Origin of the sequence: Flammeovirga agarivorans (genome assembly GCF_012641475.1) — a bacterium.
GTDB classification, from domain to species: Bacteria; Bacteroidota; Bacteroidia; order Cytophagales; family Flammeovirgaceae; genus Flammeovirga; species Flammeovirga agarivorans.
Window position 1 is genome coordinate 1 of record NZ_JABAIL010000002.1, and the last position, 26,299, is coordinate 26,299.

22 protein-coding genes and 1 tRNA gene are annotated in these 26,299 nt (G+C 35.3%); 13 read left to right on the forward strand and 10 right to left on the reverse strand.

What is annotated here, in order from left to right; genetic code table 11:
• Positions 1-90 precede the first annotated feature (90 nt).
• Together HGP29_RS04820 and HGP29_RS04825 are read right to left on the reverse strand one after the other, a co-directional pair.
• Positions 91-165 (reverse strand) — tRNA-Pro (locus HGP29_RS04820).
• A 116-nt stretch (positions 166-281) separates the two neighbouring features.
• Positions 282-1,610 carry a type IX secretion system plug protein gene (locus tag HGP29_RS04825; RefSeq protein WP_168881241.1) on the reverse strand — a complete coding sequence of 443 codons (1,329 nt, stop codon included), beginning with the start codon at positions 1,608-1,610 and terminating at the stop codon, positions 282-284.
• Positions 1,611-2,036: 426 nt separating this feature from the next.
• Here HGP29_RS04825 and HGP29_RS04830 point away from each other — a divergent pair, with 426 nt between their 5' ends.
• The 5 genes from HGP29_RS04830 to HGP29_RS04850 all read left to right on the forward strand — a co-directional run bounded on the left by HGP29_RS04830 (position 2,037) and on the right by HGP29_RS04850 (position 6,806).
• Positions 2,037-3,413 (forward strand): (Fe-S)-binding protein, encoded by a 1,377-nt coding sequence (locus tag HGP29_RS04830; RefSeq protein ID WP_211093205.1) that lies wholly within the window; start codon positions 2,037-2,039, stop codon positions 3,411-3,413.
• 11 nt (positions 3,414-3,424) lie between these two features.
• Positions 3,425-4,225, forward strand: a complete 801-nt coding sequence (locus HGP29_RS04835; protein ID WP_168881242.1) for a (Fe-S)-binding protein — start codon at positions 3,425-3,427, stop codon at positions 4,223-4,225.
• Positions 4,226-4,307: 82 nt separating this feature from the next.
• Positions 4,308-4,799: a hypothetical protein gene (locus HGP29_RS04840; protein WP_168881243.1), complete on the forward strand. Its 492-nt coding sequence runs from the start codon at positions 4,308-4,310 to the stop codon at positions 4,797-4,799.
• Positions 4,800-4,812: 13 nt separating this feature from the next.
• Positions 4,813-5,532 (forward strand): dipeptidase PepE, encoded by a 720-nt coding sequence (pepE, locus tag HGP29_RS04845; protein WP_168881244.1) that lies wholly within the window; start codon positions 4,813-4,815, stop codon positions 5,530-5,532.
• A 173-nt stretch (positions 5,533-5,705) separates the two neighbouring features.
• Positions 5,706-6,806, forward strand: coding sequence for a tetratricopeptide repeat protein (locus HGP29_RS04850; RefSeq protein WP_168881245.1), 1,101 nt, complete (start codon positions 5,706-5,708; stop codon positions 6,804-6,806).
• Between the two features lie 73 nt (positions 6,807-6,879).
• On the opposite strand, the gene HGP29_RS04855 is transcribed toward HGP29_RS04850, so the two are convergent.
• A complete protein-coding gene (locus tag HGP29_RS04855; protein WP_168881246.1) occupies positions 6,880-7,110 on the reverse strand; it encodes a hypothetical protein in 231 nt (76 codons plus the stop codon).
• A 225-nt stretch (positions 7,111-7,335) separates the two neighbouring features.
• On the opposite strand from HGP29_RS04855, the gene HGP29_RS04860 reads away from it, so the two are divergent.
• The 4 genes from HGP29_RS04860 (at position 7,336) to secG (ending at position 11,053) form a co-directional block, all read left to right on the forward strand.
• Entirely contained in the window at positions 7,336-8,664 is a 1,329-nt protein-coding gene (locus HGP29_RS04860) for a sigma 54-interacting transcriptional regulator (RefSeq protein ID WP_168881247.1), read from the forward strand.
• Positions 8,657-9,184 (forward strand): LPS assembly lipoprotein LptE, encoded by a 528-nt coding sequence (lptE, locus tag HGP29_RS04865; RefSeq protein ID WP_168881248.1) that lies wholly within the window; start codon positions 8,657-8,659, stop codon positions 9,182-9,184. The genes HGP29_RS04860 and lptE overlap by 8 nt, the downstream gene beginning before the upstream one ends.
• An 89-nt stretch (positions 9,185-9,273) precedes the next feature.
• A complete protein-coding gene (locus HGP29_RS04870; RefSeq protein WP_168881249.1) occupies positions 9,274-10,686 on the forward strand; it encodes a hypothetical protein in 1,413 nt (470 codons plus the stop codon).
• Positions 10,687-10,711: 25 nt separating this feature from the next.
• Positions 10,712-11,053 carry a preprotein translocase subunit SecG gene (gene secG, locus HGP29_RS04875; RefSeq protein WP_168881250.1) on the forward strand — a complete coding sequence of 114 codons (342 nt, stop codon included), beginning with the start codon at positions 10,712-10,714 and terminating at the stop codon, positions 11,051-11,053.
• 62 nt (positions 11,054-11,115) lie between these two features.
• Here the strand turns inward: secG and HGP29_RS04880 are convergent, their stop codons facing one another.
• The 5 genes from HGP29_RS04880 to HGP29_RS04900 all read right to left on the reverse strand — a co-directional run bounded on the left by HGP29_RS04880 (position 11,116) and on the right by HGP29_RS04900 (position 18,514).
• On the reverse strand, positions 11,116-11,985 hold the full coding sequence (locus HGP29_RS04880; RefSeq protein WP_168881251.1) for a hypothetical protein: 870 nt from the start codon (positions 11,983-11,985) through the stop codon (positions 11,116-11,118).
• A 166-nt stretch (positions 11,986-12,151) separates the two neighbouring features.
• Positions 12,152-13,546 carry a dihydrolipoyl dehydrogenase gene (gene lpdA, locus HGP29_RS04885; RefSeq protein WP_168881252.1) on the reverse strand — a complete coding sequence of 465 codons (1,395 nt, stop codon included), beginning with the start codon at positions 13,544-13,546 and terminating at the stop codon, positions 12,152-12,154.
• A gap of 130 nt (positions 13,547-13,676) precedes the next feature.
• Complete coding sequence (odhB, locus tag HGP29_RS04890) at positions 13,677-15,212, reverse strand: 2-oxoglutarate dehydrogenase complex dihydrolipoyllysine-residue succinyltransferase (RefSeq protein ID WP_168881253.1); 1,536 nt, start codon at positions 15,210-15,212, stop codon at positions 13,677-13,679.
• A 50-nt stretch (positions 15,213-15,262) separates the two neighbouring features.
• Entirely contained in the window at positions 15,263-15,697 is a 435-nt protein-coding gene (locus HGP29_RS04895; RefSeq protein ID WP_168881254.1) for a GNAT family N-acetyltransferase, read from the reverse strand.
• 12 nt (positions 15,698-15,709) lie between these two features.
• The gene (locus tag HGP29_RS04900) at positions 15,710-18,514 is read right to left on the reverse strand and encodes a 2-oxoglutarate dehydrogenase E1 component (RefSeq protein ID WP_168881255.1); all 2,805 of its coding nucleotides are present in this window, start codon (positions 18,512-18,514) and stop codon (positions 15,710-15,712) included.
• Positions 18,515-18,858: 344 nt separating this feature from the next.
• Here HGP29_RS04900 and HGP29_RS04905 point away from each other — a divergent pair, with 344 nt between their 5' ends.
• Together HGP29_RS04905 and HGP29_RS04910 are read left to right on the forward strand one after the other, a co-directional pair.
• On the forward strand, positions 18,859-19,968 hold the full coding sequence (locus tag HGP29_RS04905; protein ID WP_168881256.1) for a transporter substrate-binding domain-containing protein: 1,110 nt from the start codon (positions 18,859-18,861) through the stop codon (positions 19,966-19,968).
• Complete coding sequence (locus HGP29_RS04910; protein WP_168881257.1) at positions 19,955-20,317, forward strand: YraN family protein; 363 nt, start codon at positions 19,955-19,957, stop codon at positions 20,315-20,317. Before HGP29_RS04905 ends, HGP29_RS04910 begins: the two co-directional genes overlap by 14 nt.
• Before the next feature lie 75 nt (positions 20,318-20,392).
• On the opposite strand, the gene acs is transcribed toward HGP29_RS04910, so the two are convergent.
• Positions 20,393-22,318, reverse strand: coding sequence for an acetate--CoA ligase (gene acs, locus HGP29_RS04915; RefSeq protein WP_168881258.1), 1,926 nt, complete (start codon positions 22,316-22,318; stop codon positions 20,393-20,395).
• Positions 22,319-22,457: 139 nt separating this feature from the next.
• Positions 22,458-22,880 carry an IS1/IS1595 family N-terminal zinc-binding domain-containing protein gene (locus tag HGP29_RS04920; RefSeq protein ID WP_168881259.1) on the reverse strand — a complete coding sequence of 141 codons (423 nt, stop codon included), beginning with the start codon at positions 22,878-22,880 and terminating at the stop codon, positions 22,458-22,460.
• Between the two features lie 386 nt (positions 22,881-23,266).
• On the opposite strand from HGP29_RS04920, the gene HGP29_RS04925 reads away from it, so the two are divergent.
• Positions 23,267-24,871 (forward strand): hypothetical protein, encoded by a 1,605-nt coding sequence (locus HGP29_RS04925; RefSeq protein WP_168881260.1) that lies wholly within the window; start codon positions 23,267-23,269, stop codon positions 24,869-24,871.
• Positions 24,861-26,291 (forward strand): DUF5723 family protein, encoded by a 1,431-nt coding sequence (locus HGP29_RS04930; RefSeq protein WP_168881261.1) that lies wholly within the window; start codon positions 24,861-24,863, stop codon positions 26,289-26,291. The genes HGP29_RS04925 and HGP29_RS04930 overlap by 11 nt, the downstream gene beginning before the upstream one ends.
• The last annotated feature ends 8 nt before the right edge of the window (positions 26,292-26,299 follow it).

Sequence of the window (26,299 nt, forward strand, 5' to 3'; positions counted from 1 at the left end):
CCAGGACTCGAACCTGGAACCTACTGCTTAGAAGGCAGTTGCTCTATCCAGTTGAGCTATCGGACCATCCTAATAAAGGTTTCTTTATTGTCGGGATGGCAGGATTCGAACCTGCGACCCCCTGGTCCCAAACCAGGTACACTAACCGGACTGTGCTACATCCCGAGTACCCTTCAACAGGAGCGTTTTTGTTTAATGCGGTGCAAAGGTGGGTGTATTTTGATTAATACGCAAGCATCCTTCTTATTTTTTTATGCTAACCAATGTAAACACATTAATTATCATCGCTTTGTATTTAATTTTTTGTATGCCACAATTCTGTCCCCCCTATCTCCAGGGCCCCGATAATAGACAATTATGTCATATATATTTCTTGTCAAATTAAAACTTCCTTCTGCAGCTATATTATCTCTTTCCCTATTTTTTGTATCTAAAACAGTATACATATAGTCGTATCGCCCTTGTTTTAGTAGTGCCGACCCAAAATATTTTCTTGCCTTATCATCATAAACCATCTTGTATTCTTCATTCAGCTGCCATTCCGAAAATCCACCATACACATAAACATCTCCAGGGAAAGGCGTTTCTGCCTTTAGTGAGAAAATTACTTCCATATAGTCAGCTTCTAACCAGTGATCTCTTTTCCCTGATGCATAAATCAGATAATTTCCATTATAATCTACTCTTTGCTGATTGAAAGCTTTACCATTTCTTATTAAGTCTTCATGCAATCTAACCTTATTGAAGTTTTTCATCACATCTACAGACGACACTGTTGCTCCTCCACCATTGAGACTACTTGTCTCAAAAACTCTAAATTCATTTAAACCCCAGAAGGTATTCTCCCCATTTCCATATGAATAGTCTAATATATGCTCATGTCCACGAATAAATCTAGGCTTAAGGTTTTCTATAGAGTTATCCCATCTTCCATTTTGTAAAATAGCTACAGAAAAATCTCTCATCGCATTCACTACCGTAAGGTCACCGTAATTAACTTTAAAATCTATTTGTTGTTTGTACCTTCTCTCACTACCGTTTCTATCTACTACCTCACCCACAATTGCTGCAGTTGTTTCAGCTACCAAAAATCTTCTTGTGATGATTAGATCATTCTTATTCCCCTCTTTATAGACCTTCAACACATAATTACCAGACATTTTAACTTGTGGTAACTGAAATATAAAATGCACGTAAGGGACCTTTGTACTCATTGAAAAATCGAATTCATTTAGTTTGAAAGAATTGTAGTCTCTCATAAACTCAATTGGCTGCAACTCTGAAGGTGTCCAATCTCTATTGCAATGAACTATTTCGGCTTCGTAATAATCTGCATCATCACCAAACACATCAAATTCCAAAACAAGTGGTGTTCGTTTATTCAAAAAGACAAAAGGAAGGTTAAGTTGTTTGTTTAACTGATCTCCACCAACGGCATATAACTGCACAGTTCTGACATTTGGGTCATATGTAAAATCAGCATATTTGATGTTCTTATTCTTATAACTGTCCAGTGTCACTAACTCCCATTTATTGGCTTGGCCATATCCTGTAATTGAGAGTAACAGTAAAATTATAGTGAATGGTATAAATATATTTTTTCTTGTCATTGCTATTTTAGTTTATGGCAGTCATCAATTTAGAAGATTTATTTATCATTATTACTACCACAAGTTTTAAATAAAATAAAATCTCTAAAACGAAATCTCCCATCTTAATATACATATCCTAAATACTTAGATTTAATTGAATCTAGAAAGTAAAACTGAACTAAGAATAATTATATTTCACAAAAATAAATGAATGATTATTCAATTTAGAATTATTCTCAATAAGTGTAATAATCACAATATTTTAATCAGATACGTGATTTTTCCAAAACTGCTTACTTATATTTACCGCCAAGATTATAACAAAATATTTGTAAATCTCTTTTTAATCTACTTTATTAGTAAAAAATACTCTGCTTGCATAACATTTTTATGTATTTGAGAGTTACACAATAAACAATAAACACACAATAATTTTTAGACACTATGATACAGATTGTGCAACAACTACTCTTTGTGGCTGCAATCGGTTTAACAGGGTATCTTGTAACCAAAAGAGCTAGATTCATTTATAGAAATATACAACTTGGAAAAAAAGACATAGAAGTACAAGGAGACAAAAACAAACGACTAGCAAACATGTTCAGATTAGCATTTGGACAACAAAAAATGTTTGATCGTCCGGTGGTTGGCATCATGCACTTTGCAGTTTATGCAGGGTTTCTTCTTATCAATATCGAAGTTTTAGAGATAGTAATTGATGGCTTAACAGGTCAACACCGAATTTTTTCAAATGTTATTCCTTCAGGAGTTTATCATTTCCTTGGTAGCTTTTTTGAAGTTATGGCCTTATTGGTAACAGTTTCTTGTTTTATCTTTTTAATAAGACGTAATGCATTAAGAATCCCAAGATTTCACATGGACGAGATGAAAGGATGGCCCTATAGAGACGCCAACTACATCTTATATGCGGAAATAATTCTAATGACAATGCTTTTCTCAATGAATGCTACAGATGCAGTATTGCAAACACTAGGAAATGAGCACTACCCTCCTGTAGGTACTTTCGCTGTATCACAATTCTTTGTTCCCATTTTTGCAGGTTTATCAGAAACAGCTTTAGTAGCGATTGAACGTACAGCGTGGTGGGTACATATCTTAGGTATTTTTGCTTTTGCAGTATATGTCACATACTCTAAACACCTTCATATCTTCTTGGCCTTCCCGAATACATTTTTTGCTAAGATGGAACCTAAAGGACAAATGAGCAACATGGATTCTGTTACCAATGAAGTAAAGATCATGCTTGGTATGCCGGTAGATAACACTGATGCTGGAGAATCTGATGAAATGCCCACTTTTGGTGCAAAAGACGTTCAGGATCTTTCATGGAGGAATGTAATGAATGCCTATTCTTGTACAGAATGTGGTCGTTGTACATCACAGTGTCCTGCAAATATTACTGGCAAAAAATTATCTCCAAGGAAGGTGATGATGGACGTTAGAGACAGAGCAGAAGAAATTGGTAAAAACATCGATGCCAATGGCGGAACTTTCCAAGATGACGGAAAATCGTTATACGGAGACTTTATTTCCAAAGAAGAATTAATGGCTTGTACATCATGTAATGCATGTGCTGAAGCCTGCCCTATCAATATAGATCCCCTTGGAATTATCTTAGACATGAGAAGATATGTCGCTATGGAGGAATCTGGAACACCACAAGAATGGAATATGGTCTTCCAAAACATTGAGAATAACCAAGCTCCTTGGGCATTTGCTGCTAGTGACCGTTTTAAATGGGGAGAAGAACTACGTACGCAAGAAATCAAGAAAACAAAAACTGAAGAACAAGACGCATAATAACAACACAAATGGCTGAAAATAATTTTCTAAAAGTGCCTACTATGGCCGAAATGGTAGAACAAGGCAAGCACCCTGAGGTTTTATTTTGGGTAGGTTGTGCTGGTTCTTATGATGATAGATATAAAAGAGTGATTACAGCTTTTGTAAAAATATTAAATGAGGTAGATGTTAACTTTGCTGTATTAGGACCTGAAGAAAGTTGTACAGGAGATCCAGCAAGAAGAGCAGGAAATGAATTCTTATTTCAAATGCAAGCAATGCAAAATATTGAGGTATTAAATGCTTATGAAATAAAGAAAATCGTTACTGCTTGTCCACACTGCTTCAATACGATAAAAAATGAATATCCAGCCTTAGGGGGAGATTACGAAGTATTGCATCACTCTCAGTTTTTGCAATCTTTAATTGATGAAGGACGTTTAACATTGGAAGACGGCAATGCTTATAAGGGCAAAAAAGTTACCTTCCATGATTCATGTTATTTAGGCAGATCAAACAATGTATATCAGGCTCCAAGAAGTGTAATTGAAGCATTGGATGCTGACCTTGTTGAGATGAAACGTTGCAAAACAAATGGCCTTTGCTGTGGTGCTGGCGGATCTCAAATGTTCAAAGAACCTGAGTCTGGAAATAAAGATATCAATATCGAACGTACCGAAGAAGCACTAAAAACTGATGCAAAAGTTGTAGCAGTAGGCTGTCCATTCTGTATGACAATGCTGAGTGACGGCATAAAAAATAAAGAGAAAGAAAAAGAAGTTCAGGTAATGGATATTGCCGAGCTTGTTGCTTCTTCAAAAGGGCTTTAATCAAGTCTCTAGAATCTATTACTGCGAGTGTATATTAGTTATGCACTCGCTTTTTCTTTTTATATTGCGAAAAAAAAGAATTATGTACAAAAATTTAGACACACTAGCGGATTCATCACGCCTTTGGATATATCAATCAAATAGAGCTTTTACTTCAGAAGAAATCACTCTTATCAAAAACTCGTTACTACAGTTCACAGAATCTTGGAACGCACACGGTTCTGATTTACAAAGTAGTTTTGATATCCCTTACAATCAATTTATTGTTATCGCAGTAGATGAAAATACCGCTGCTGCTTCTGGCTGTTCAATTGATAAATGTGTAGGCGTTATCAAACAGATTGAATCGCATTTAAATATTTCTCTTTTTGAAAGAACAACCATCGCATACTTACAAGAGGAAGAAGTTGCAACATTCAAATTAAACGAAGCGAAACAACTAGTTTCGGAAGGCACTATCACCCCTACTACAAAGATTTTTGACAATACAGTACTTAATCTTGGAGACTTTAAATCGAAATGGATTGTTGATGCTGGAAACTCTTGGTTAAAAAGATATTTTGTTACAGCCTAATTAAACCTAAATAATGAATCAAAGAAATTTATTGATTGTTAGTACTTCTACCGTTCATGGTAAAGGCTATTTAGCTTATTGTGAAGATGCTATCAAATCATTTTTTGATGGAATTGAAGAAGTTATCTTTATTCCATTTGCCCGTCCTGGAGGTATTTCTCATGACGAATATACCAGCGTTGCTAAAACCAAATTTAATGAGTTAGGATTCAAAATGCGTGGTTTACATGAATTTGATAATCCTAAAAAGGCATTAGAAGAAGCTAAAGCCATTTTCACTGGGGGAGGCAACACTTTTGTCCTACTTGATCAACTTATTAATCAGGGCCTTATCGATGTTATCCAATCTAAAGTAAGTGAAGGATTACGTTATATGGGAACAAGTGCAGGTTCAAATATCACAGGTCTTACAATTAATACGACCAATGATATGCCTATTGTTCATCCAAAAACGCTAAATGCACTAGCTCTAGTACCTTTCAATTTAAATCCCCATTATTTGGATCCTGATCCAAATTCTAAACATATGGGTGAAACAAGAGAAACGAGAATCAAAGAATTCCATGCTTACAATGACCAGATAGTTGTAGGTCTAAGAGAGGGGTCTTGGCTTCATGTTTCTGGAAATAAAATAACGTTAGAAGGGCCTCTTTCTGCTAGAATTTTCGAAAAAGATAAAACTCCATACGAACTGCAACCATCTGATGATTTCACATTTCTAATGGAACAATAATATTCACGGCTATAACTTTATATTTGTTATAGCCGTAAAAATACAAATATACTTAAATTGATAAATTACAATTTGTATTCTTAATACATTACATTTGTAAACCAAGGTCTGTGAATCTTTACATTTTATTACACTATTAACCCACCACATTCTTCTTATAAGTTTTTCAAAAAATGAAAATAGATTACTACGAAATTCTAGGAATAGAAAAAGGGGCTGACAAACGACAGATTAAGAAGGCTTACTTAAGCCTTGCCAAAAGATACCATCCTGATGTAAATGGAAATAACGAAAGCTTTGAAGAGAAATTCAAGCAAATCAATGAAGCATATGATACGTTGATCAACGAAAGCAAAAGATTTCGTTACGATTATGGTATACAACAAGAAGACCTATATACTACTGAAAACACTTCAGCTCAAGAAGAAAACCGTTATTCAGAGGAACGCAATAAACAGAGAGAAGAAATAAAAGAAGATCTTGAGCAAGAAAAAGCTAAAGACAAAAAGAGCAAAAAGAAATGGATGCCATTAATGGTAGCGGGTTACGCTGCGGTAATGATTGGAATTGTGTCTTTTTTCGTCCAACGCCAGAGTAAACTGGCAGCGTCTACGTATGAAAACGCAAAAATAAACCTTGAAGAAATGCATCTTGACCAAGCTATGCTCGATGTAAAAGAGCTAACAGAGTTAGATGCACATGATCAAGCAGATATTATTACAGCAGGCATTTATGTCTCAAAAAGACAAGCAAATAGAGCAATAGATTACCTGGAACCTAACTTACATAAATTCAAAGAAGACAATCAATTACTTTCAGATGCTTATTACTATTTAGGCAGAGCATATTTTCTAAGAAGACTAGAAAATAAAGCAACGGATTATCTCGAAAAATCTCTAGAATATTCATCAAATCCTAATGCAGTTTACTTTTGGTTGGGGAAATCACTAGGCGATTTAAAAATGGATTTTGCTAAGGCAGGTGATTTTTATGAAAAAGCTATCAATAATGAAAATTATAAAGAAAGAGCTGTTTTAGAGGCTGGTATCGCTTATCAGAATAATCAACAATATGAACTTGCCAAAGATATGTTTATGCAGTTGGTAAATCACCCTACTTATAAAAAAGAAGTAAACTATTATTTGGGCTGGCATTATTTCCTCTACAAAAAGGACAGAGATAAGGCTTGTATCTTTTGGGAAACGGCCGCAAAACAAGGCAATCCCGAGGCTAGATATCAATACAGTAGAACTTGTGGAAGGATAGGGAATTAAAAAAGCCTAAGGTAATAACCTCAGGCTTAAAAGTAGTAATTCTCATTTCATATATTAATATCTTATATATATTTTATAATTCGTTTATCTTGTTTAGACCTAAATCTGTCACATCAGCAAAAGTTCCCTTTGGGCTGATATTTAGGTTGGTAACCAAACCTTCATCTTCGAATTGTTTTGCAATTTGATTTAAATCATAAGTACAAAGCGGTAAACCCATAATTTTAGCAAGATGCTGCATAGATTTCCCTTTGTTCATGCACAATCCTAAAAGAAGTTTGTTTGATCTGAAATTGAAAGACATGGCTGGTTAATACGAGGTTAAAAATTAGGTAAAAATTCGATACGTGACAAAAGTAGAAAAAAAAAATTCAACGATTAGCATAAATTCGCTACCATTTAAAAAAAATTAACACAGACTTTGGTCATCAAACTTGGTATTAGCTATTCTTTTCTATCAATCATAAATAAATTATTGTAATTTTGTCATGACAAATAGTCATACGATAAAAAAATTATTTTACCCTTGATGGAGAATAGAGAATTATTATCAATAAAACAAAGATTTGGTATTATAGGAAACGCACCTAGTTTAAATCATGCGATTCAAGTAGCAGCTCAAGTAGCAGCCACTGATTTGACTGTAATGATTACAGGTGAAAGTGGTTCCGGTAAAGAATCTTTTTCAAAAATAATACATCAATTAAGTGCCCGAAAACATGGTAAATTCATCGCTATTAACTGTGGTGCAATTCCTGAGGGAACAATAGACTCTGAGCTTTTTGGTCATGAAAAAGGCTCATTTACAGGTGCAAATGAAACTAGAAAAGGATATTTTGAGGTAACAGATGGCGGAACAATTTTCCTAGATGAGATTGGTGAGATGCCTGTGGAAACTCAAGCTAGACTTTTAAGGGTTCTCGAAAATAAAGAATTTATTAGAGTTGGATCTTCTAAAGTATTAAAAACGGATGTAAGGGTCGTTGCTGCGACCAATGTAAATCTTCTTAAAAACGTCCAAAAAGGAAAATTTAGAGAAGACCTCTACTACCGTTTAAATACTGTACCTATACAAGTTCCTCCTTTAAGAGAAAGAGGTAATGACATTGAACTTTTATTCAGAAAATTTGCTACAGATTTTGCTGAACAATACCACGTTCAACCTTTATCGCTTACTCCAGAAGCAAAACACGTACTTATCAATTTCCCTTTCCCCGGAAATATTCGACAGCTCAAGAATTTGGCAGAACAAATGTCTGCACTTGAGTTAAACCGTCTTGTTACTCTAGAGACGATGCAGAAATATCTCCCTCATGCTACTAGTAATAAACTTAGAGTTTTAGAGAATGAAGATCAGGGATTAAATGAAAGAGATATTTTATACAAGGTTTTATTCGACATGCGACAGGACATGAATGATTTGAAAAAAATTGTTCTTCAGTTAGCACAAGGTAAAACTAATGCGAATACGGTCATTCAAGAAAATCCTAAATTATTTAGTAGTGTAATTGATGAACACAAAACATCATCAACTACAGTACCTATGTCAGGTGAAACAGGTTTAACGGTAAGACCTAATACCACCTCTGTGAAATATACCCCTCCAACTCCTCCTACACAAGAACAACCAATTATTATAACAAATGATGATGAGTATTCTGAAAATACTTACGACATCGATAATATGGTTGAGGTAAAAGAAGAAGAGGAATCACTTTCAATTGAGAAGAAAGAGAAAGAATTGATCATTAAAGCACTTCAGAAGAACAACAACAAAAGAAAGTACGCTGCACAAGATCTTGGGATTTCAGAGAGGACACTTTATAGAAAAATCAAACAATACGAACTTGATGAATAACATAAAATTCAGTTATAAATATTTAATCATCTGTTTTTTAGCAATATCCGCTTGTACAGGTGTGAAATTCACATTCTCAGGTGTCAATATAGACCCTAGGATCAAAACTTTTTCTATTGAGCCCTACACAAATGAGGCTTCTGATGGCCCTGCAACCATGGCCTTTCAGTTTACTGATGACTTAACGCAGTATATTCTAAGAAACACAAGTTTATTACCTGCCCCTCAAGGTCAAAAAGGCGACATTGAATTTAGTGGAGCCATAACAGGTTATAGAGTCACCCCTGTATCTCCTGGTGGTGGCGAGAGTCAGCAAACGCAACAACAACGTTTAACGATCACTGTAAAAACCAATTTTATCAACAACTATGATGATGAAAAAAGTTTTGACCAAGGATTCTCATTTTTCTATGACTTCCCAGGTAACCAAACCGTTCAACAGGTCGAAACAGAGGCAATTGACGTGATTTTCGAGCAAATTATCTACGATACTTTCCAAAAAGCACTAGCAGATTGGTAAAGATTAATGTATATTTGGATATGGATGGTTATACTGTCCATATCCAATTATAATGAATCCCCCATCACACTACTTTTTTAATACTTACTGTGGATCTAACTTTGATTGAAAAATGGCTTAAGAACCCACAATCGGTTTCTTATAGAGATATTGATGATATTAAAGCAGCTATCGAAAATTATCCTTATTTCGCTGCCCTTCATGTGCTTTTAGCTAAAGCTGAAGAAGGTAAAGCCGAATATGTGAAGAGTGCTGCTGCTTATGTTACCCACCGACCTTCTCTTCAAGCTTATTTAAATACAACATTTGACAGTGATATCAATCTTCCCGATACTTCCGGAATTGAGATTGAAAGTGATGAACACGAAACACTGGATAAACTATCAGATGATAACAATGATTACTTATCTATAAGTGATGAGAATGAAGAAGTAGATGATATTTTAGAGCATATCACTAACGAAAGTGAAGCTTCAACAAATCATGTCATTGAAGAAGAAGTTCCTGATGAGGATAATGATTCTATAGTTGATTCAGCAGAAGATGAAAGTAATTTCATTTCTGACACACAAGAAGTTGATGAAGCTACTTTAGAAGATCAAATATTAAATGATCTAGAACATGCTGAAGATTTACAATCAACTGAAGAGGTAGAACAAAAAGTTGATACAAGTATTGCAGATGAAATTTTAGCAGAATTAGCTAAACTTTCAGCTCAACAAGAACAACCTGAAGGGTCAGAACCCACTTCTTTTATGAATGAAGAAGATAAAAATGACGAGGAAGAAATCATTTCTAACCACACCATTGAATCTGAAACTGCCTCTGATTTCCAAGAAGAGCAAACAGAAGATGAGTATTCAGCAGTAAATGATGCACCATTGGCTTCTCTAGAAGATGAGTCTAATAATATCATGAGCTCTGAAGAAATGATGGATCGTTTCCAAGGGTTTTTAAATACTAAGAAACAATCTGAAGAAGAGATCATAAAAGATTTATCTGAAGATGAAAATATCGATTCAGATACTCTATCTATTACATCTAAAGAGGAAAATAAAGTAGAAGAGACTTCGGATGGGTTTACTGAGTACTCCTTCCCTAGTTATGACACTTCTAGCTTTGATGAAACGATTAAAGATGAGGATTACCTCCATAGTGTTGATAATATGAATGACGAAAACATCATTGATTTCAACAACTTTGACCCTGTTCAGGTTGACAAGAAAGGGCATCAAAAAAATATTATTGATAATTTTATTGAAGTTCATCCTAGCATTTCTCAGAATGAATTAGATCTAGAGGAGCAAAATCTTGAACAAATCGACCTATCCGATCAGGCATTACAAGGTTATAGTATTCCACAAACTGAGAGTTTCGCCAAATTGTTAGAAAAACAAGGAAAAAAAGACGAAGCAATCTCAATTTATCAACATCTTATCTTGAAAAATCCAAATAAAGCTAGTTTCTTTGCAGAACGGATTGAATTCTTGAAAAAGGATTAACATAAAGCATTAACATTACAATACAATGATGTACTTTTTTATAATCCTAATCCTTATCATCGCAGTGCTTCTTACTTTATTAGTATTAGCACAAGATTCTAAGGGTGGTGGATTTACAGGTGATATGGGCGCTGCTAGTAGCTCAATGATGGGTGCGAGAAGAGCATCAACTTGGATTGAAAACGCAACTTGGGTGTTGGCTATTTCATTATTTGTATTGTCAATTGGTGTAAACATTTTTATTCCAAAAGACAACTCTGCAAATATCCAGACATCAAACAGTATCGAGAACGCAGCTGATATGCCTGTTCCAACTACTCTTCCTGAAACTCCTGAGGAAGCACCAGCAGAAACTCCTGCTGAATAATATATCAGAAAAGATATTCTAAAAAAGCCATTACAAACAGTATGTTTTGTAATGGCTTTTTTTTATTTCTTACCTCCATAAAACTGCATATTAATGGAACTGAAGATTTGAAAACTACTTTGGCCCACTCCTTGAGAATATACAGCGTATTGTGGCTCTATAAACAAGTTAAAAACTGTAGACCCTAATTTCAGTACTTTACCATAACCTATTCCGATTGGAAAATTATATTTACTATTGGTGAAATCCATGGTCCAAATGGGTGCACCTCTTAGATAATTCCCTTTACCTAATTGAAAGAAATAAAAAGGTTGTATTGCAGCCAAATTTTCATCTGCATCCAATGCGTTTCCTTGATTATCGGTAAGTTTAGAATCTTCTCCTACACCTACTGTCCATGTCACTAATCCTCCCCATTGAAACATTTTTGATTTGGCAATGAAGAGTACCAAAGCTCCACCAACTTGCCAGTTATTTGCACCCAGACTTACATCATAATTATTGACCAAACTCCCTCCAGGACCACTAACAGTAGAAACTGCTGTTGAGGTAGGTGCAAAAACCATCGGTCCTACACCAAACTGAACAGGAGAAGACGAGGAAGTTGCTAAATAGGTGGCAAATAAGTTGAAATCACCTAACCCTGTTACTGAAGAGTTATCTGATGGGCGGTTTACTGTCAATGTTGGCAACGTTGCTCTGAAAAGGATTTTACCTACAGGCTGAGCATACCTAAAAGAAGTAACCATATTCATCCCGTCTACTCCAGTTAAACCGGTTTGATAGTTAAACTGAATATTAAATGCCTTTAGGTCGGCTAATGGGTTGTTTGCATTGGCAGATGCATCTGCTGCTCCTGACTTTTCATCTTGAGCAAGTAAAGAAAAAGATAAAAAAACACTAAACAGTACTATGAATTTTAAGCTTCTCATTTTCAGTAGTAATTGGTTATAGTTTTAAAATAACCTATATCAATCGCTACATAACTAAATCAGTTTACCACTCTGAAAAAATTAATATCATTCCTTTGTTTGAGAATAAAAAAAGGCTGCTAGAATGTAACTTCTAGCAGCCTTTTCATTTATTTCAATATGTTGATTACATATTCAATGCTCTATCTCCTGTTGCAGCAAGACAAGCTTCTTTAATTGCTTCAGAATAAGTAGGGTGAGCATGTGACATTCTAGAAATATCTTCTGCTGACGCTCTATACTCCATTGCAACAACTCCTTCAGAAATCATATCTGCAGCTCTAGGGCCAATGATGTGCATTCCTAAGATCTCATCAGTTTCTTTGTCTGATAAAACTTTAACTAATCCATCAATATCCATAGAAGCTCTTGCTCTACCTGATGCTCTGAATGGGAATGAACCAGACTTGTAAGCTCTTTTCGATTCTTTCAACTCTTGCTCAGTATATCCTACAGACGCCACTTCTGGCCAAGTATAAACAACACCAGGAATCAATTTATAATTGATATGAGGCTTTTGACCGTTGATATGCTCTGCAACAAACACACCTTCTTCCTCAGCTTTATGCGCCAACATAGCACCTTTTACTACATCACCAATAGCATAAATACCATCTACAGAAGTTTGTAAATGTTCATCTACCTCTACTCTACCTCTATCGTCTAATTTTACACCGATAGCTTCACAGTTCAATTTATCAGTGTAAGGACGACGACCAATAGAAACTAAGCAGTAATCACCTTTGATCTCTACTTCTTTTCCTTTTTTGTCAGTTGCTTTAACAACAACCTCTTCACCTTCTACTTTAACTGAATCAACTTTAGTTTTTAGGTTAAATTTAAATCCTTCCTTCTTAAGAACTCTTTGGATTTCTTTACCCATTGAAACATCCATTGTAGGAATTAAAGCGTCTGCATATTCTACTACAGTTACTTCTGCTCCTAATCTTGCATATACAGAACCTAACTCAAGTCCAATTACACCACCACCAATTACGATAAGGTGCTTAGGAATTTCTTTTAATTCTAATGCTTCAGTTGAAGTGATGACTCTTTTCTTATCAAATTCAATAAACGGCAACATTACTGGTTTTGAACCAGTTGCAATAATTGTCTTTTGAGAATTGATAATCTTAGACTCTTCGCCTTCAATCTTGATTGTATTTTTATCTACAAACGACCCAAAGCCGTGGTAAACATCAATTTTATTTTTCTTCATCAAGAAAGCGATACCGTCAGTAGTTTGTTTAACTACTTCACCCTTTCTTGAAATCATTTTACCAAAGTTAATTTTTGGAGCTTCTGCTTCTAAACCATGCTCAGCAAAACGGTGTACTGCTTGATGGTATAACTCTGATGAATCCAATAGTGCTTTTGAAGGAATACATCCAACATTTAAACATGTACCACCAAGAGTATTATATTTTTCGATTAAGGCTACTTTCATGCCTAATTGTGCTGCGCGGATAGCTGCAATATATCCACCAGGACCTGAACCTATAACTGTTAAGTCGTATGTCATAACTGTTCCTTTACAAGGTTTTTTAAGTATCAGAATCAAGACAGTAAGCTGACAAGATTCTTTGTTTGTGTAGTGTAATTAAAATGGCTCATGCAAAGATCTGCATGAGCCTAAGCATATGTTTATTCAATTAAACATCCAATAGTAATCTAATTGGATCTTCAAGAAGTTCTTTCACTCGTTTTAAGAAGCTTACAGACTCTCTACCATCAATGATTCTATGGTCATATGACAATGCCACATACATGATAGGGCGAATTTGTACTTCTCCATTAATAGCTACTGGTCTCTCCACAATATTGTGCATACCTAAAATCGCTGATTGAGGTGCATTAATAATTGGAGTTGACAACATAGAACCAAATACACCACCATTTGTAATAGTAAATGTACCGCCTTCCATTTCTGGAATAGTTAATTTGTTATCACGAGCTTTCAAAGCAAGACGTCTTACTTCTTTTTCAATACCAGCTAAACTTAATGATTCAGCATTTCTGATTACTGGAACCACTAGACCTTTTGGTGCAGAAACTGCGATTGAAACATCTGCATAATCATTGTAAACGATTTCGTTACCATCGATGTATGCATTTACTGCAGGCCACTCTTGTAAGGCAACAGTTACCGCTTTAGTAAAGAAAGACATAAAGCCAAGACCGATCTCGTGCTTGTCTTTGAACATCTCTTTATATTTCTTACGCAAGTCCATTACAGGCTTCATGTCAACTTCATTGAATGTAGTCAACATTGCTGTTTCATTCTTAACAGAAACTAAACGACGAGATACTGTACGACGTAACGCCGTCATTTTCTCTCTACGTTGTACTCTATCTTCAGGATTAGCTGCAACTGGTGCTGCCGCTGCCTCAGATTTCTTAGCTTCTTTCTTAGGAGCTGCTGTTTTTTGAGCTTTCTCTGCATCTTCTTTAGTGATACGACCATCAACACCAGTACCTTTTACTGTTGCAGGGTCGATACCTTTCTCAGCTAAGATTTTTGCTGCAGCAGGAGAAGCATGTCCCGTTGCATATGTTGAGTTCGAAGAAGTTGGAGCAGACGCACTAGCTTCAGCTGCAGGTGCCGCATCAGAAGTTGCTGCAGGAGCATCACCTTCCATTACTTCAATTTTACAGATAGGAGCACCAATTTCTAAAGTATCTCCTTCTTGAGCAATTACACGAAGAATTCCTTGTGCTTCAGCAGTCAATTCGAATGTAGCTTTGTCAGATTCGATTTCACATAATAAATCATCTAACTCTACAAAATCACCATCTTCTTTTGTCCAAGTTGCAATTGTCACTTCAGAAATAGATTCACCTACTGTAGGTACTACCATATCTAAAACTTCGCCAGTTGCCTTAGGACCTTCAGACGCAGCTGCTGCTGGAGCTGATTCAGATGTAGCTGCTGCTTTTGGAGCACCTTCACCTTCTTCAATTGTACATAATAAAGCACCAATTTCTAAAACAGCATCTTCTTGTGCATCTGGAGAAATTGTAATAACTCCGTCTGCTTCTGCTACTAGTTCGAAAGTTGCTTTATCTGATTCTAATTCACAAAGAACATCATCAAGTTCAACAGTATCGCCATCTTCCACTAACCATTTTGCAACAGTTACTTCTGTGATTGACTCACCGACAGCTGGAACAGTCATTTGTAAGCTCATAGTTTTTTATTTTTAGGTGACGGCACCTTCTCGGCACCGTCACAATAGTTCTAGACTAATTTCTTTTTAAATTTATAGTGAGGAATACCTACCTCCTCGAAAAGCTCTCCTTCTTTATCGTATTCAAGCTTAACGTAGAATTTTTCAGCTACTTCTCTTGCATGGAGTGTGATTAATTCAAACCCGTTGTCCAATGCAAAAACTTCACTGAATTGAACCATCAAAGAACCTAACTTCCTCCCTCTCTGATCCTCTCTAACAGCTACCTGGCGCATTTTTACTTCTTGAGGTGTTATTGGTTTTAATACAAGGCAAGCAACCACCTCATCAGAATCATTCATCGCTACTAAATGGTAACTATCGAATTCCTCTGATAATTCCTCTTCAGAAAATTGTAGGCCAAGAGGTTTACGCAAAACCTCATCACGTAATGCTACTGATAATTTGTGTTCAGGAGAATTAAAAGCTACTTCTTTGATAATCATGATTAATATATATTATAGGTCCTCTTTATCGAAAGCTACAGAAACGATTCTCTCTGTTTCTTCTTTATGTACTTTAGGGAAACCTGTTGCTGGTGAAGCTGATGGTCTACGAGCCACTAACCTCATCTTAATCAACTGCTCCTCATTTCTGTAAGCTCTCAAGATAAACGTCCAATAACCCATATTCACAGGTTCTTCTTGTACCCATTTCAATGACTTATGGTTCGAATATCTCTTTAAAATTTTATTTACTTTTTTCTCAGGGAATGGGTGGATTTGTTCAACACGAACAATTGCCACGTCATCTCTGTTGTCTCTTTCTTTACGCTCTAACAAGTCGTAATACATCTTACCCGTGCAAAGTAATACTTTCTCTACTTTTTCTGGGTCTTTTACTGATGCATCATCATAAACTTCCTCAAATTTACCTTTTGTGAAGTCTTCTAATGAAGAAACACACTTAGGATGACGTAACATAGACTTAGGAGACATTACAATTAATGGCTTTCTGAAGTCCCAAGTTAACTGTCTTCTGATTGCATGGAAGAAGTTTGCTGGAGTTGTAAAGTTACCAACTACGATGTTGTACTGTGCCGCTAATTGCAAGTATCTTTCAGGACGAGCGTTTGAGTGCTCAGGTCCTTGACCTTCATAACCATGTGGCAATAACATAACCATACCATTTGATCTACCCCACTTACTTTCACCTGAAGTAATAAATTGGTCGATCATAGTTTGAGCACCATTTGAGAAATCACCGAATTGTGCTTCCCAAATTGTTAAAGCATTAGGGTTAGCCATAGCGTAACCATACTCAAAACCTAAAACACCATACTCAGAAAGTAAAGAGTTATAGATATAGAACGGTCCTTGTAACTTACTAATGTTTGCTAGAGAGCTGTACTTCTCATTTGTTTCAGCATCGTTTAACACAGCATGACGGTGAGAGAAAGTACCTCTTTGAACATCCTGACCTGATAAACGAACGATCTTACCATCTAATAATACAGAACCATAAGCCATTAATTCGGCAGCAGCCCAGTTGAACTCCTTCTTATCGAAGAACATTTCTTTACGCTCTGCAATTAATTTATCAATTTGCTTTAAAGGTTTGAAACCTTCTGGCACTGTAGTGATCGCATGACCAACTGCCTCAACAGTAGTTTCTGAAATTGATGTGTTTGGAGATTCATCAAAATCAGCTTCCTTACCTCTTTTAAGTTGTTTCCATTGGATTTCCAACTCTTGTGGACGATATGGAAGTGGGTGTTGACGAATATTGTTCAATCTATCTTGTAATAGACGACGGAACTCTTTATCCATCTGCTTCGCTAATTGAGCATTCATTTCCCCTTGTTCGATCAACTTTTTAATGTAGATCTCTCTTGGGTTCTGGTGCTTAGCGATAATATTGTAAAGTTTTGGTTGTGTAAACTTCGGCTCGTCAGATTCATTATGACCATGACGACGGTAACACACCATATCAACAAAGATATCTCTGTTATAACGTTGACGGAATTCTACTGCCAACTTCATTGCGTAAGCTACTTCTTCAGGATGATCACCATTTACATGAAGTACTGGAGATTCAATCAACTGAGAAACATCTGTACAATAGATTGATGAACGAGCATCCTCGAAGTCAGTTGTAAAACCTACTTGGTTGTTAATTACGAAGTGGATAGTTCCTCCAACATCGTAACCAGCTAGGTTAGACATTTGTACTGTTTCATAAACAATACCTTGACCAGCGATTGCTGCATCACCATGTATTAAGATAGGTAAAATACGTTTAGAGTCTTTTTCGTAGATAGAATCTACTTTCGCTCTAACTACACCTAAAACTACAGGATCAACTGCTTCTAAGTGAGAAGGGTTTGGAGATAAATCCAAACGCACTTTTTTACCATTATGAGTTTCAATTTGAGAAGAGAAACCTAAGTGATATTTTACATCACCGTCTCCCATTGTTTCGTCTGGTACTGCTTGACCTTCAAACTCGTTGAACACCTCGTCGTAAGTTTTACCCATTACGTTTGTTAAAACGTTCAAACGACCACGGTGAGCCATACCAATAACTACTTCTTCAACCCCTAAATCAGCACCTGTAAAGATTGCTGTATCAAGACCAGCAATTGTAGATTCACCACCTTCTAGTGAGAATCTTTTCTGACCTACATATTTAGTATGTAAGAAGTTTTCAAAAACTACCGCCTCATTTAATTTACCAAGGATACGTTTTTTATCCTCCTGTGAAAATTCATGATTTGGATATTCATTTTCGATTTTTCCTTGGATCCAAGACAATACTTCAGGCTCACGGATTGACATAAATTCAAATCCAATTTTACCAAAATAGATCTTATCCAAGCGTGCAATGATTTCAGATAATTTCGAATTACCCATCCCTAAATAAGAACCTGCTGAAAACACAGTGTTCAAATCAGCCTTAGATAAACCAAAGTCTTCTAATTCCAATCTTGCATGTCTGTCTTTTCTTTTTCTTACAGGGTTTGTATCAGATACTAAATGTGCTCTAGATCTGTAAGCATTAATTAGTTGTCGAACTGCTACTTCTTTTTGTAGCATTTCTTCTGAAATACCTCCTTTTACAGAAGAAGATGTGTTTGCGCTTGAGTTTGTTGTCGAGTTTCCGTCTAGTTCTGGGTTTTCTCCGAATTTCTCTAAAGAAAATTCAAAACCCTCAAAAAATCTGCTCCAAGATTCATCAACTGAGCTTGGATCTTGCTTGTATGCTTCATACATCTGTTCGATGTAATCACCATGAGCATTTGCTATGTACGAATATTTGTCCATGTGTCTTTAGTGAGGTTAATTACTTGCTCGAAACAAACATAGCAAAAGTATTTTAATCATTATATTTGAACACGCAAATACACAAATATACTATACAAGAAATTGCAACACAGGATTTATAACAGAGTTGTATACAATTGTATCAAATACAAATTTTAATATTTGTAAATGACTTATTTTCAATTCTTTACAAAAATGAACATTTAATCACTTATAAACAGGATTAGATTAATCTAAAAAAATCACACATTAATCAATTACATAAATTTTTTATTTATAATACTTTTTTATCTTTATATGATAGAAATTGTACGTTAACTAAAAATTGGAAATCTATTCATTGCATGAAGCAACTTTTTCTGCTGTTTATATTTATTCTTTCGTCATTTACTACTCCTGCACAAAACTCCTATTCTAACAGTGGTGACAAAATCATCAAAAATCATGTACTCAGAGTCGGCGTCCGAGAAGATCCTCCTTTTGTTATAAAAGGTTTAGATGGAACCTTTTATGGTTTAAGTATAGACTTATGGCACATGGTAGCTGAAGACCTACAATTAGTATATGAATTTGTAGAATACGAACATATGCCTGGGCTAATTTTGGGATTATCAAGAAAAAAAATTGACATCTCCGCCAATCCTATGCCCGTAAGTAGTACAAGAATTCGCCAATTAGATGTCACCTATCCATTTATGACAACCTCATTGGGTGTCGTAGTCAAGAAAAACAAACAAGACGAGATTACTATATTTTTCTCTAACTTATTTTCTTATGGATTCTTAAAGTTATTTTTCACTTTGATCATCATAGTATTCCTTTTTGGAACCTTAGTATGGTGGGTAGAGAAAAAATATAACGCCAAAGACTTTAGAGATGGTATTGAAGGAATTATGGATGGAATTTGGTGGTCTACTGTTACCATCACAACAGTTGGCTATGGTGATAAGACGCCTAAAACAACATTAGGAAGAGCAATTTCTATGGTTTGGATGTTTATAGCCATCAGTTTAATTTCAAGTTTTACCGCAACCATTACTTCCACTTTAACTTTGAATCAATTAGAATCCAAAATCAATACAATTGAGGATTTAAGAAAGATGAAAGGTAAAATTGGGGTAACGGCTCACTCCGGCGCAGAAAGTTATTTACTAAAACATCAGATCAACCCCGTTTCTTATGTAAAACCAGAAGAAGGTTTAGAGGCATTGGAATCAGGGGAAATCATGGCTTTCCTTCACGATAAGCCCATTATGCGTTATCTAATAAAAGAGAATGGCAATGAGGATAGATTTGAGGTACTTCAATCTAACTTTAAACAAAATTACTATTCATTCTTTATGCCTAGAAACAGCAGAATGTATAAAAAAGTAAATACAGAAATTGTTGATAATATAGATAAAGATTCATGGCATAGACTATTGCAAAAATACAATATGGATGACATCAACTAAGACAAAGAAACAAGAGTTAGGTGTTAAAGGAGAAGCTTTAGCGATCGACTATTTAAAAGCCAAAGGTTATGAGATACTAACTCAAAACTACCGAAGTGGCAGAAATGAAATTGACATTATCTGTCGACATTTAAAATTCCTCATCTTTATTGAAGTAAAAACCAGGTCAGATCTTCTGTTTGGCACTCCTGAAGAGCAAGTCACCGAAAAACAAATGGATAATATTACAGAAGCTGCAATAGATTATATGGATACACAAGATTGGAGCTTTATTGTAAGGTATGATATCGTAAGTGTAATAATAAATTCTACAGGAAATCATATACAGCATTTTGAAGATGCTTTTTAAAAAATCCCCTTTCCAACCGAATATTTAGGGACATCGTTGGAAAGGGGATTATATTTATTTAATACCTAAACTTAATTAAGCATTTACTTGATCATCTTTAACCACACCTTCTTTAATAGCTTCAACAATAGAAGGATCTAATAAAGTTGAAGTATCACCGAAGTTATCAGTTTGACCTTCTGCAATCTTTCTCAAGATTCTACGCATAATTTTGCCTGATCTTGTTTTTGGCAAACCACGAACGATCTGAACTTTATCTGGTCTTGCGATTTTACCAATTTTATCGATAACAATATCAAGGATTTCAGCTTTAAACTCAGTGATTGTACTCATTTCTAAAGCTTCAGAATCACATACAACGTAAGCGTATATACCCTGACCCTTAATCTCGTGAGGGTAACCTACTACAGCAGACTCAACTACACCTTTGTGCATATTGATTGCATTTTCAACTTCTGCTGTACCAATTCTATGACCAGAAACGTTCATCACATCATCTACTCTACCCATAATTCTGTAATATCCGTCTTCATCACGTCGACAACCATCACCTGTAAAGTATAAACCTTTAAAAGTAGAGAAGTAAGTATCTTTACAACGTTTATGATCGCCCCATGTAGTTCTCAACATTGAAGGCCAAGGGTACTTAATACATAAGTTACCTTCGACACCTTTACCTTCGATCTCATTCCCTTCAGAATCTACAAGTATTGGTTGGATACCTGGAAGAGGAAGCGTTGCATAAGTTGGTTTCGTTGGGATAACACCAGCAACAGGAGAAATCATTATACCGCCTGTTTCTGTTTGCCACCAAGTATCAACAATTGGACACTGTCCTTTACCGATATGTTGATGATACCACTCCCAAGCCTCTCTGTTAATCGGCTCTCCTACAGTACCTAATACTCTTAAGGAATCTAATTTATATAATTCAACATATTCTAAACCTTGTGCCATTAATGCTCTAATCGCCGTTGGTGCTGTATAGAATATATTCACTTTTAAACGATCAACAATTCTCCAAAAACGACCTGCGTCTGGGAAAGTTGGAATACCTTCAAACATTACAGAAGTAGCTCCTTCTAGTAGTGGCCCATAAACGATATATGAGTGACCAGTAATCCATCCGATATCGGCTGTACACCAGTACACATCATTTTCTTGGTATTGGAATACATTTCTGAATGAATACCAAGAGTAAACCATATAACCACCTGTGGTATGTACCACACCTTTAGGCTTACCAGTTGACCCTGATGTATATAAAATGAATAAAGGATCCTCTGAATCCATTACTTCTGGATCACAAACATTGGGTACAGATTTCACCTCATCATGCCAATAAACATCTCTATCAGCATCCATTTTCACATCAGCACCTGTTCTTTGATAAACAATAACTCTCTCGATTGCTTCACATTGGAAAAGTGCTTCATCTGCAATTTGTTTCAATTCAACTACCTTGTTCCCTCTTGGACCTTGGTCAGCTGTAATTAATATCTTAGCGCCAGCATCGTTAATTCTATCTGCTAATGCTTGTGCAGAAAATCCACCAAATACTACAGAGTGAATCGCACCAATTCTAGCACATGCTAAAACCGCGATAGCCAACTCTGGAACCATCGGCATATACAAACAAACACGGTCACCTTTTACTACGCCATTTCTTTTTAAGACGTTCGCAAAAAGACAAACTTGTTCATGTAATTCTTTGTACGTAAAGATTCTATCTTTTTCGTGGGGGTCATTGGCTACCCAATGAATTGCTGTTTTGTCGCCTCTTGATAAAAGGTGTCTATCAAGACAATTTTCTGTGATATTCAATTTACCATTCAAATACCACTGTACGTTATAGTCGTTAAAATCGTACTCGACAGTTTTGTCCCATTTTTTTCGCCAAACAAACTGCTCAGCTACTTCTGACCAAAAACGTTCTGGTTCGGACACACTGCGTCTATAGGCTACAGCGTAGTCTTCAAGGTTGTTAATTCTGCTAATCATAGTGTTTTGTAAAGTTTTAGTAATAGAAACCTTTTGGTCTCATGAAATTTATAATTACTGAAGTGTTTCGAGGGTTGAATATAGATAGTTGAGCAGAAAATCACTATACATAAGTATACCTACGCTAATATGGTATACTTCATTTTTTTGTTTTCCATGAAATGACCATGAATTTATCTCCTAAATCTGTAATCATAGATGATGTATCTTTTAAGTTTTCCTTGTTAATCACATAGGTCAACAATTCACTATGGTTCATCACCTTATAAGTTGGAGCGTAGGCATCAGATTCCAACCTAGGGATATTGTATTTTTTCACCCAATTCATCACAGAAACATGGCTTACACCGACAATTCGTTCAATTTCTCTATATGGAACACCTTCCAAATATAACTGTAATGCTTTGACTACATATTTCCTTTCTATCTCTCTTCCTTTTTTACTTACGGTAAAGAAATATCCACAATCTTTACACTTATATCTCTGCCGGTTTTTCACAAACCCACTTTTGATATATTCTGTACTTTCACATTTCGGGCAACAATTTTCTTTTAAATTCATTAATTAGTGAATGTATATTTCCTTAATATTACTCTAATTTCAAATGTATATTGCTATACTTTTTTTGCATAGATATACTTAATTAGCAAAATTGACGTAAAAGTAACACTAATTAAATGAAATTTAACAATAAGTGGATATCAATTTAAATCTTTACAGTTTGTTATTTTGACAAATAAACAGATTAACATGAATCATTTTGATTACTGGAAAAGAGAAGAATAATCAACCAAATATTTACAAAACTTCAAAATCATTATTTATTACCAATAGATCTCTTAGCATCTTCTTTTTGTATTCTATTCCTTTTTTCTTTCACCTAAATTTTAAAGCGTTACTAGTTTATCGAAAAAACACTAAATTTGAATATCACTTTATTTTTTTAGATGACAGCTATTACGAGATCATTCATTCTACTCTGCTTAATTGTAAACTGTTCATGCGGATTTGATCCTAATGAATTCAATGATATTGGCCTTGAACCTTTAGAAGAGAAATATTTTGCTTTTCCATTGATGAAAGGTGATATCTATCTAGAAGATTTATTACCACCCTCTTCACAAAGTCGAGTGGATAAATCTAATGTACCTTGGGTTTTAGAATTCAAAACCTGGTGGACTGAGGCAGAAAAAGAAAATCAACCTGCGCTACTTACAGGTAGTGATATATTATCCGGTGAATTATTTTTCCTAACTCCGGAAACTACTTTACCTGAACTATTCACTCAAATAGATCATACAGGAGAATATTTGGTACCAATTACGGTCTCTAATCAGTTATTTGAAGTCAATGAAGTGCATGTTAAAGAAGGTCACTTTACCATAACCATTAAAAACAATAACACCGCTAATAGTCGTTTTAGGTTAGAATTACTTCATATTAACTCTGGAGATACTACTGTTCAAAACTTCACTTCCTCACTATTCACAGCAAATGAAACCAAGGATGTTACGCTTAATTTCAATAATAATGCAATCAATAATTCAGGAGGCACTTCAACTCAGTTGAGGTTATCAAACAGGTCAGTCAATACTTCTGAAATTATTTCATTTCAGATTCCAGATCCTACCTCCATAGACTATACTATTGATGTGATCAGTCATATTAACTTCACTCCTGTTGTAGATATCAATTTAAAACTTCCTGTACCAAAACAGGTATTACCTATTGATATCTTTGACACTACTCTAGAAGAAGGTGAAGTGGTCTTATCAGCATTTGAATATCAACTTATTACGTATAGTACTTTTGGTATTGATGTACTTGCAGGAAATATTGAAACTTATGCCGTAAGTAGTATTGACAGCACAGAACATCCTCTGGAGTTTACCAAAACAACCATTGGAAGAAGTTCCACTCATGGAGAAGAATTTATTGACACATTATTCACCCAACAAAAAGTTGGAATCTTCAACAAGAAACCAAATAAGATAAGTATTCAAGGGCAAATGTCTTTTGAGATGAATAGAGGTGAGATTTATTTCATTGATGAGAATTCATATCTAAAGACTAACAGTTTCTTTAGAGTTCCATTTTTATTAGGATTAAAAGATGTTGCGTTTTCTGAAATTATAGTTTTTGATGAGCAATACCAAGAAAGTATCAGTTTTCTGGATTCTGCTATTTTATCTTTAGAATTTGAAAACCACTTCCCTATGGATGGTTATCTTTCTATCTATACATTGGATGATACAGTAGATTACACACCTTATCAAATAGATATTAGTCAAGAGTCTGGTAATAACACACTGAACTTTATGAAAGCACCAAGTTTAGACAGTATTAGTGTCAATAATACTGGTGGACATGTAAAAACTAAGATTAGAATTACAGGAGAAGATGCACAAAAGATCATTTCCTCGAATTTTGTAGAAATAAAAGGTACCTTTAGTACACCAGGCTTTCAAGTGGTTCCTTTCTTCCCTGAACAAAAAATAAATATCAGTGCAGGCTTGAGTGCCACCGTAAAAATTGACCCTAATGAATTTTAAAGTTCACTATCTATACTACTTCATTTTTTTAGTTACTCTAGGTTTTCAGCAAAAAGCCTTTGGTCAGGAAGAGTACATGCTTTACTTTATGAAAGACATGCCTCAATCCTCTCAACTTAACCCTGCCCATAAGTCGGTTTATAAAACTTCGATCGTACTCCCATCTTGTTATGCTAATGCGGAATCGACTGTTTTTTCTTACAACCATATTTTTACCAAAGGAGAATATACTCAAAACATAGATTTAGAAAAGCTTTTCCAAAATCTGAAAAACCAGAACATTATTGAAGGTAATGCAGCTTTAGATGTTTTTGGTATTTATATCACATCTGATAAAGTGAGCCTTAACTTTTTCATTAGAGAGAAGTTAAATAGCTTTTCTTATATAGATAGTGATTTAGGCGAATTATTATCTAAAGGTACTGCCCATCCTGATAATCTAGGACAGGTTTTCAACCTAAATCCTACTCTTGAGGTTTCTCATTACAGAGAATATGGAATGGGCTTTAATTACAACATCAAGGATCGAGTTACCATTGGGTTCAATGCCAAGTATTTATCAGGTATCGGCAATATCAAAATGAATTCTGCAGATATCACAATACAAACAATTGATGCTTCGAATTACCCGATTGTAATTGGAGTACAAGGACCAATTAATACAACAGGACTTACAAATATTTTTGATGCATCGGGAAACTTTGATTCTGACGGTATCTTAGCATACTTGGCAGGAGGTGCTGGCCATGGTTATTCATTTGATTTTGGAATCACTTACCAACACACTGACAACTGGTTATTTGAATTTGCTGCGACCAATATTGGACAAATTCATTGGAGAAATGGACGAAGAGATTACGAATTGGGCGCTGATAGCTATAATAGTTTTAGACTCGAAGGAGCCACTCCTAACGATCTATTTTCTAATAATTCTGAAAATATTTCTAACGCACAATACGATTCTATTTCTGCATTATTTGATATGCATGTAATGGATAGCCAAGAACAGATTGACTATACGACTACATTACCCCTTAATGTAAATGGTGCTGCCAGTTATGATTTCGGGCATAAATTTATCATTGGTGCTACAGTAGGTTTCAGCTATTATGAAGAATACTTTAACCCTAAAGTCTCAGTGAGTATGAATAAAAGGTTTGCTGATTTTATAGGCCTTGGAGTAAGTTATTCTGCCGACAAAAGTGGTATCAATAAAATTGGTGCAGCAGTAACTGTTGGTTTCCCTGGATTAAAAGCCTATGCAATGTCTGATGATGTCGTTAAAATCATCAGTGACTGGCAAGAAGCCCAATCATTAGGTATCCGATTTGGTATCAATCTGAATTTTGGATATGTCAAGAAAAACTACCTCAACAAAAAGAAAACTAGGGCTAGTCAAATCATGGAAGCTAAGTGGTAAATCTAAAA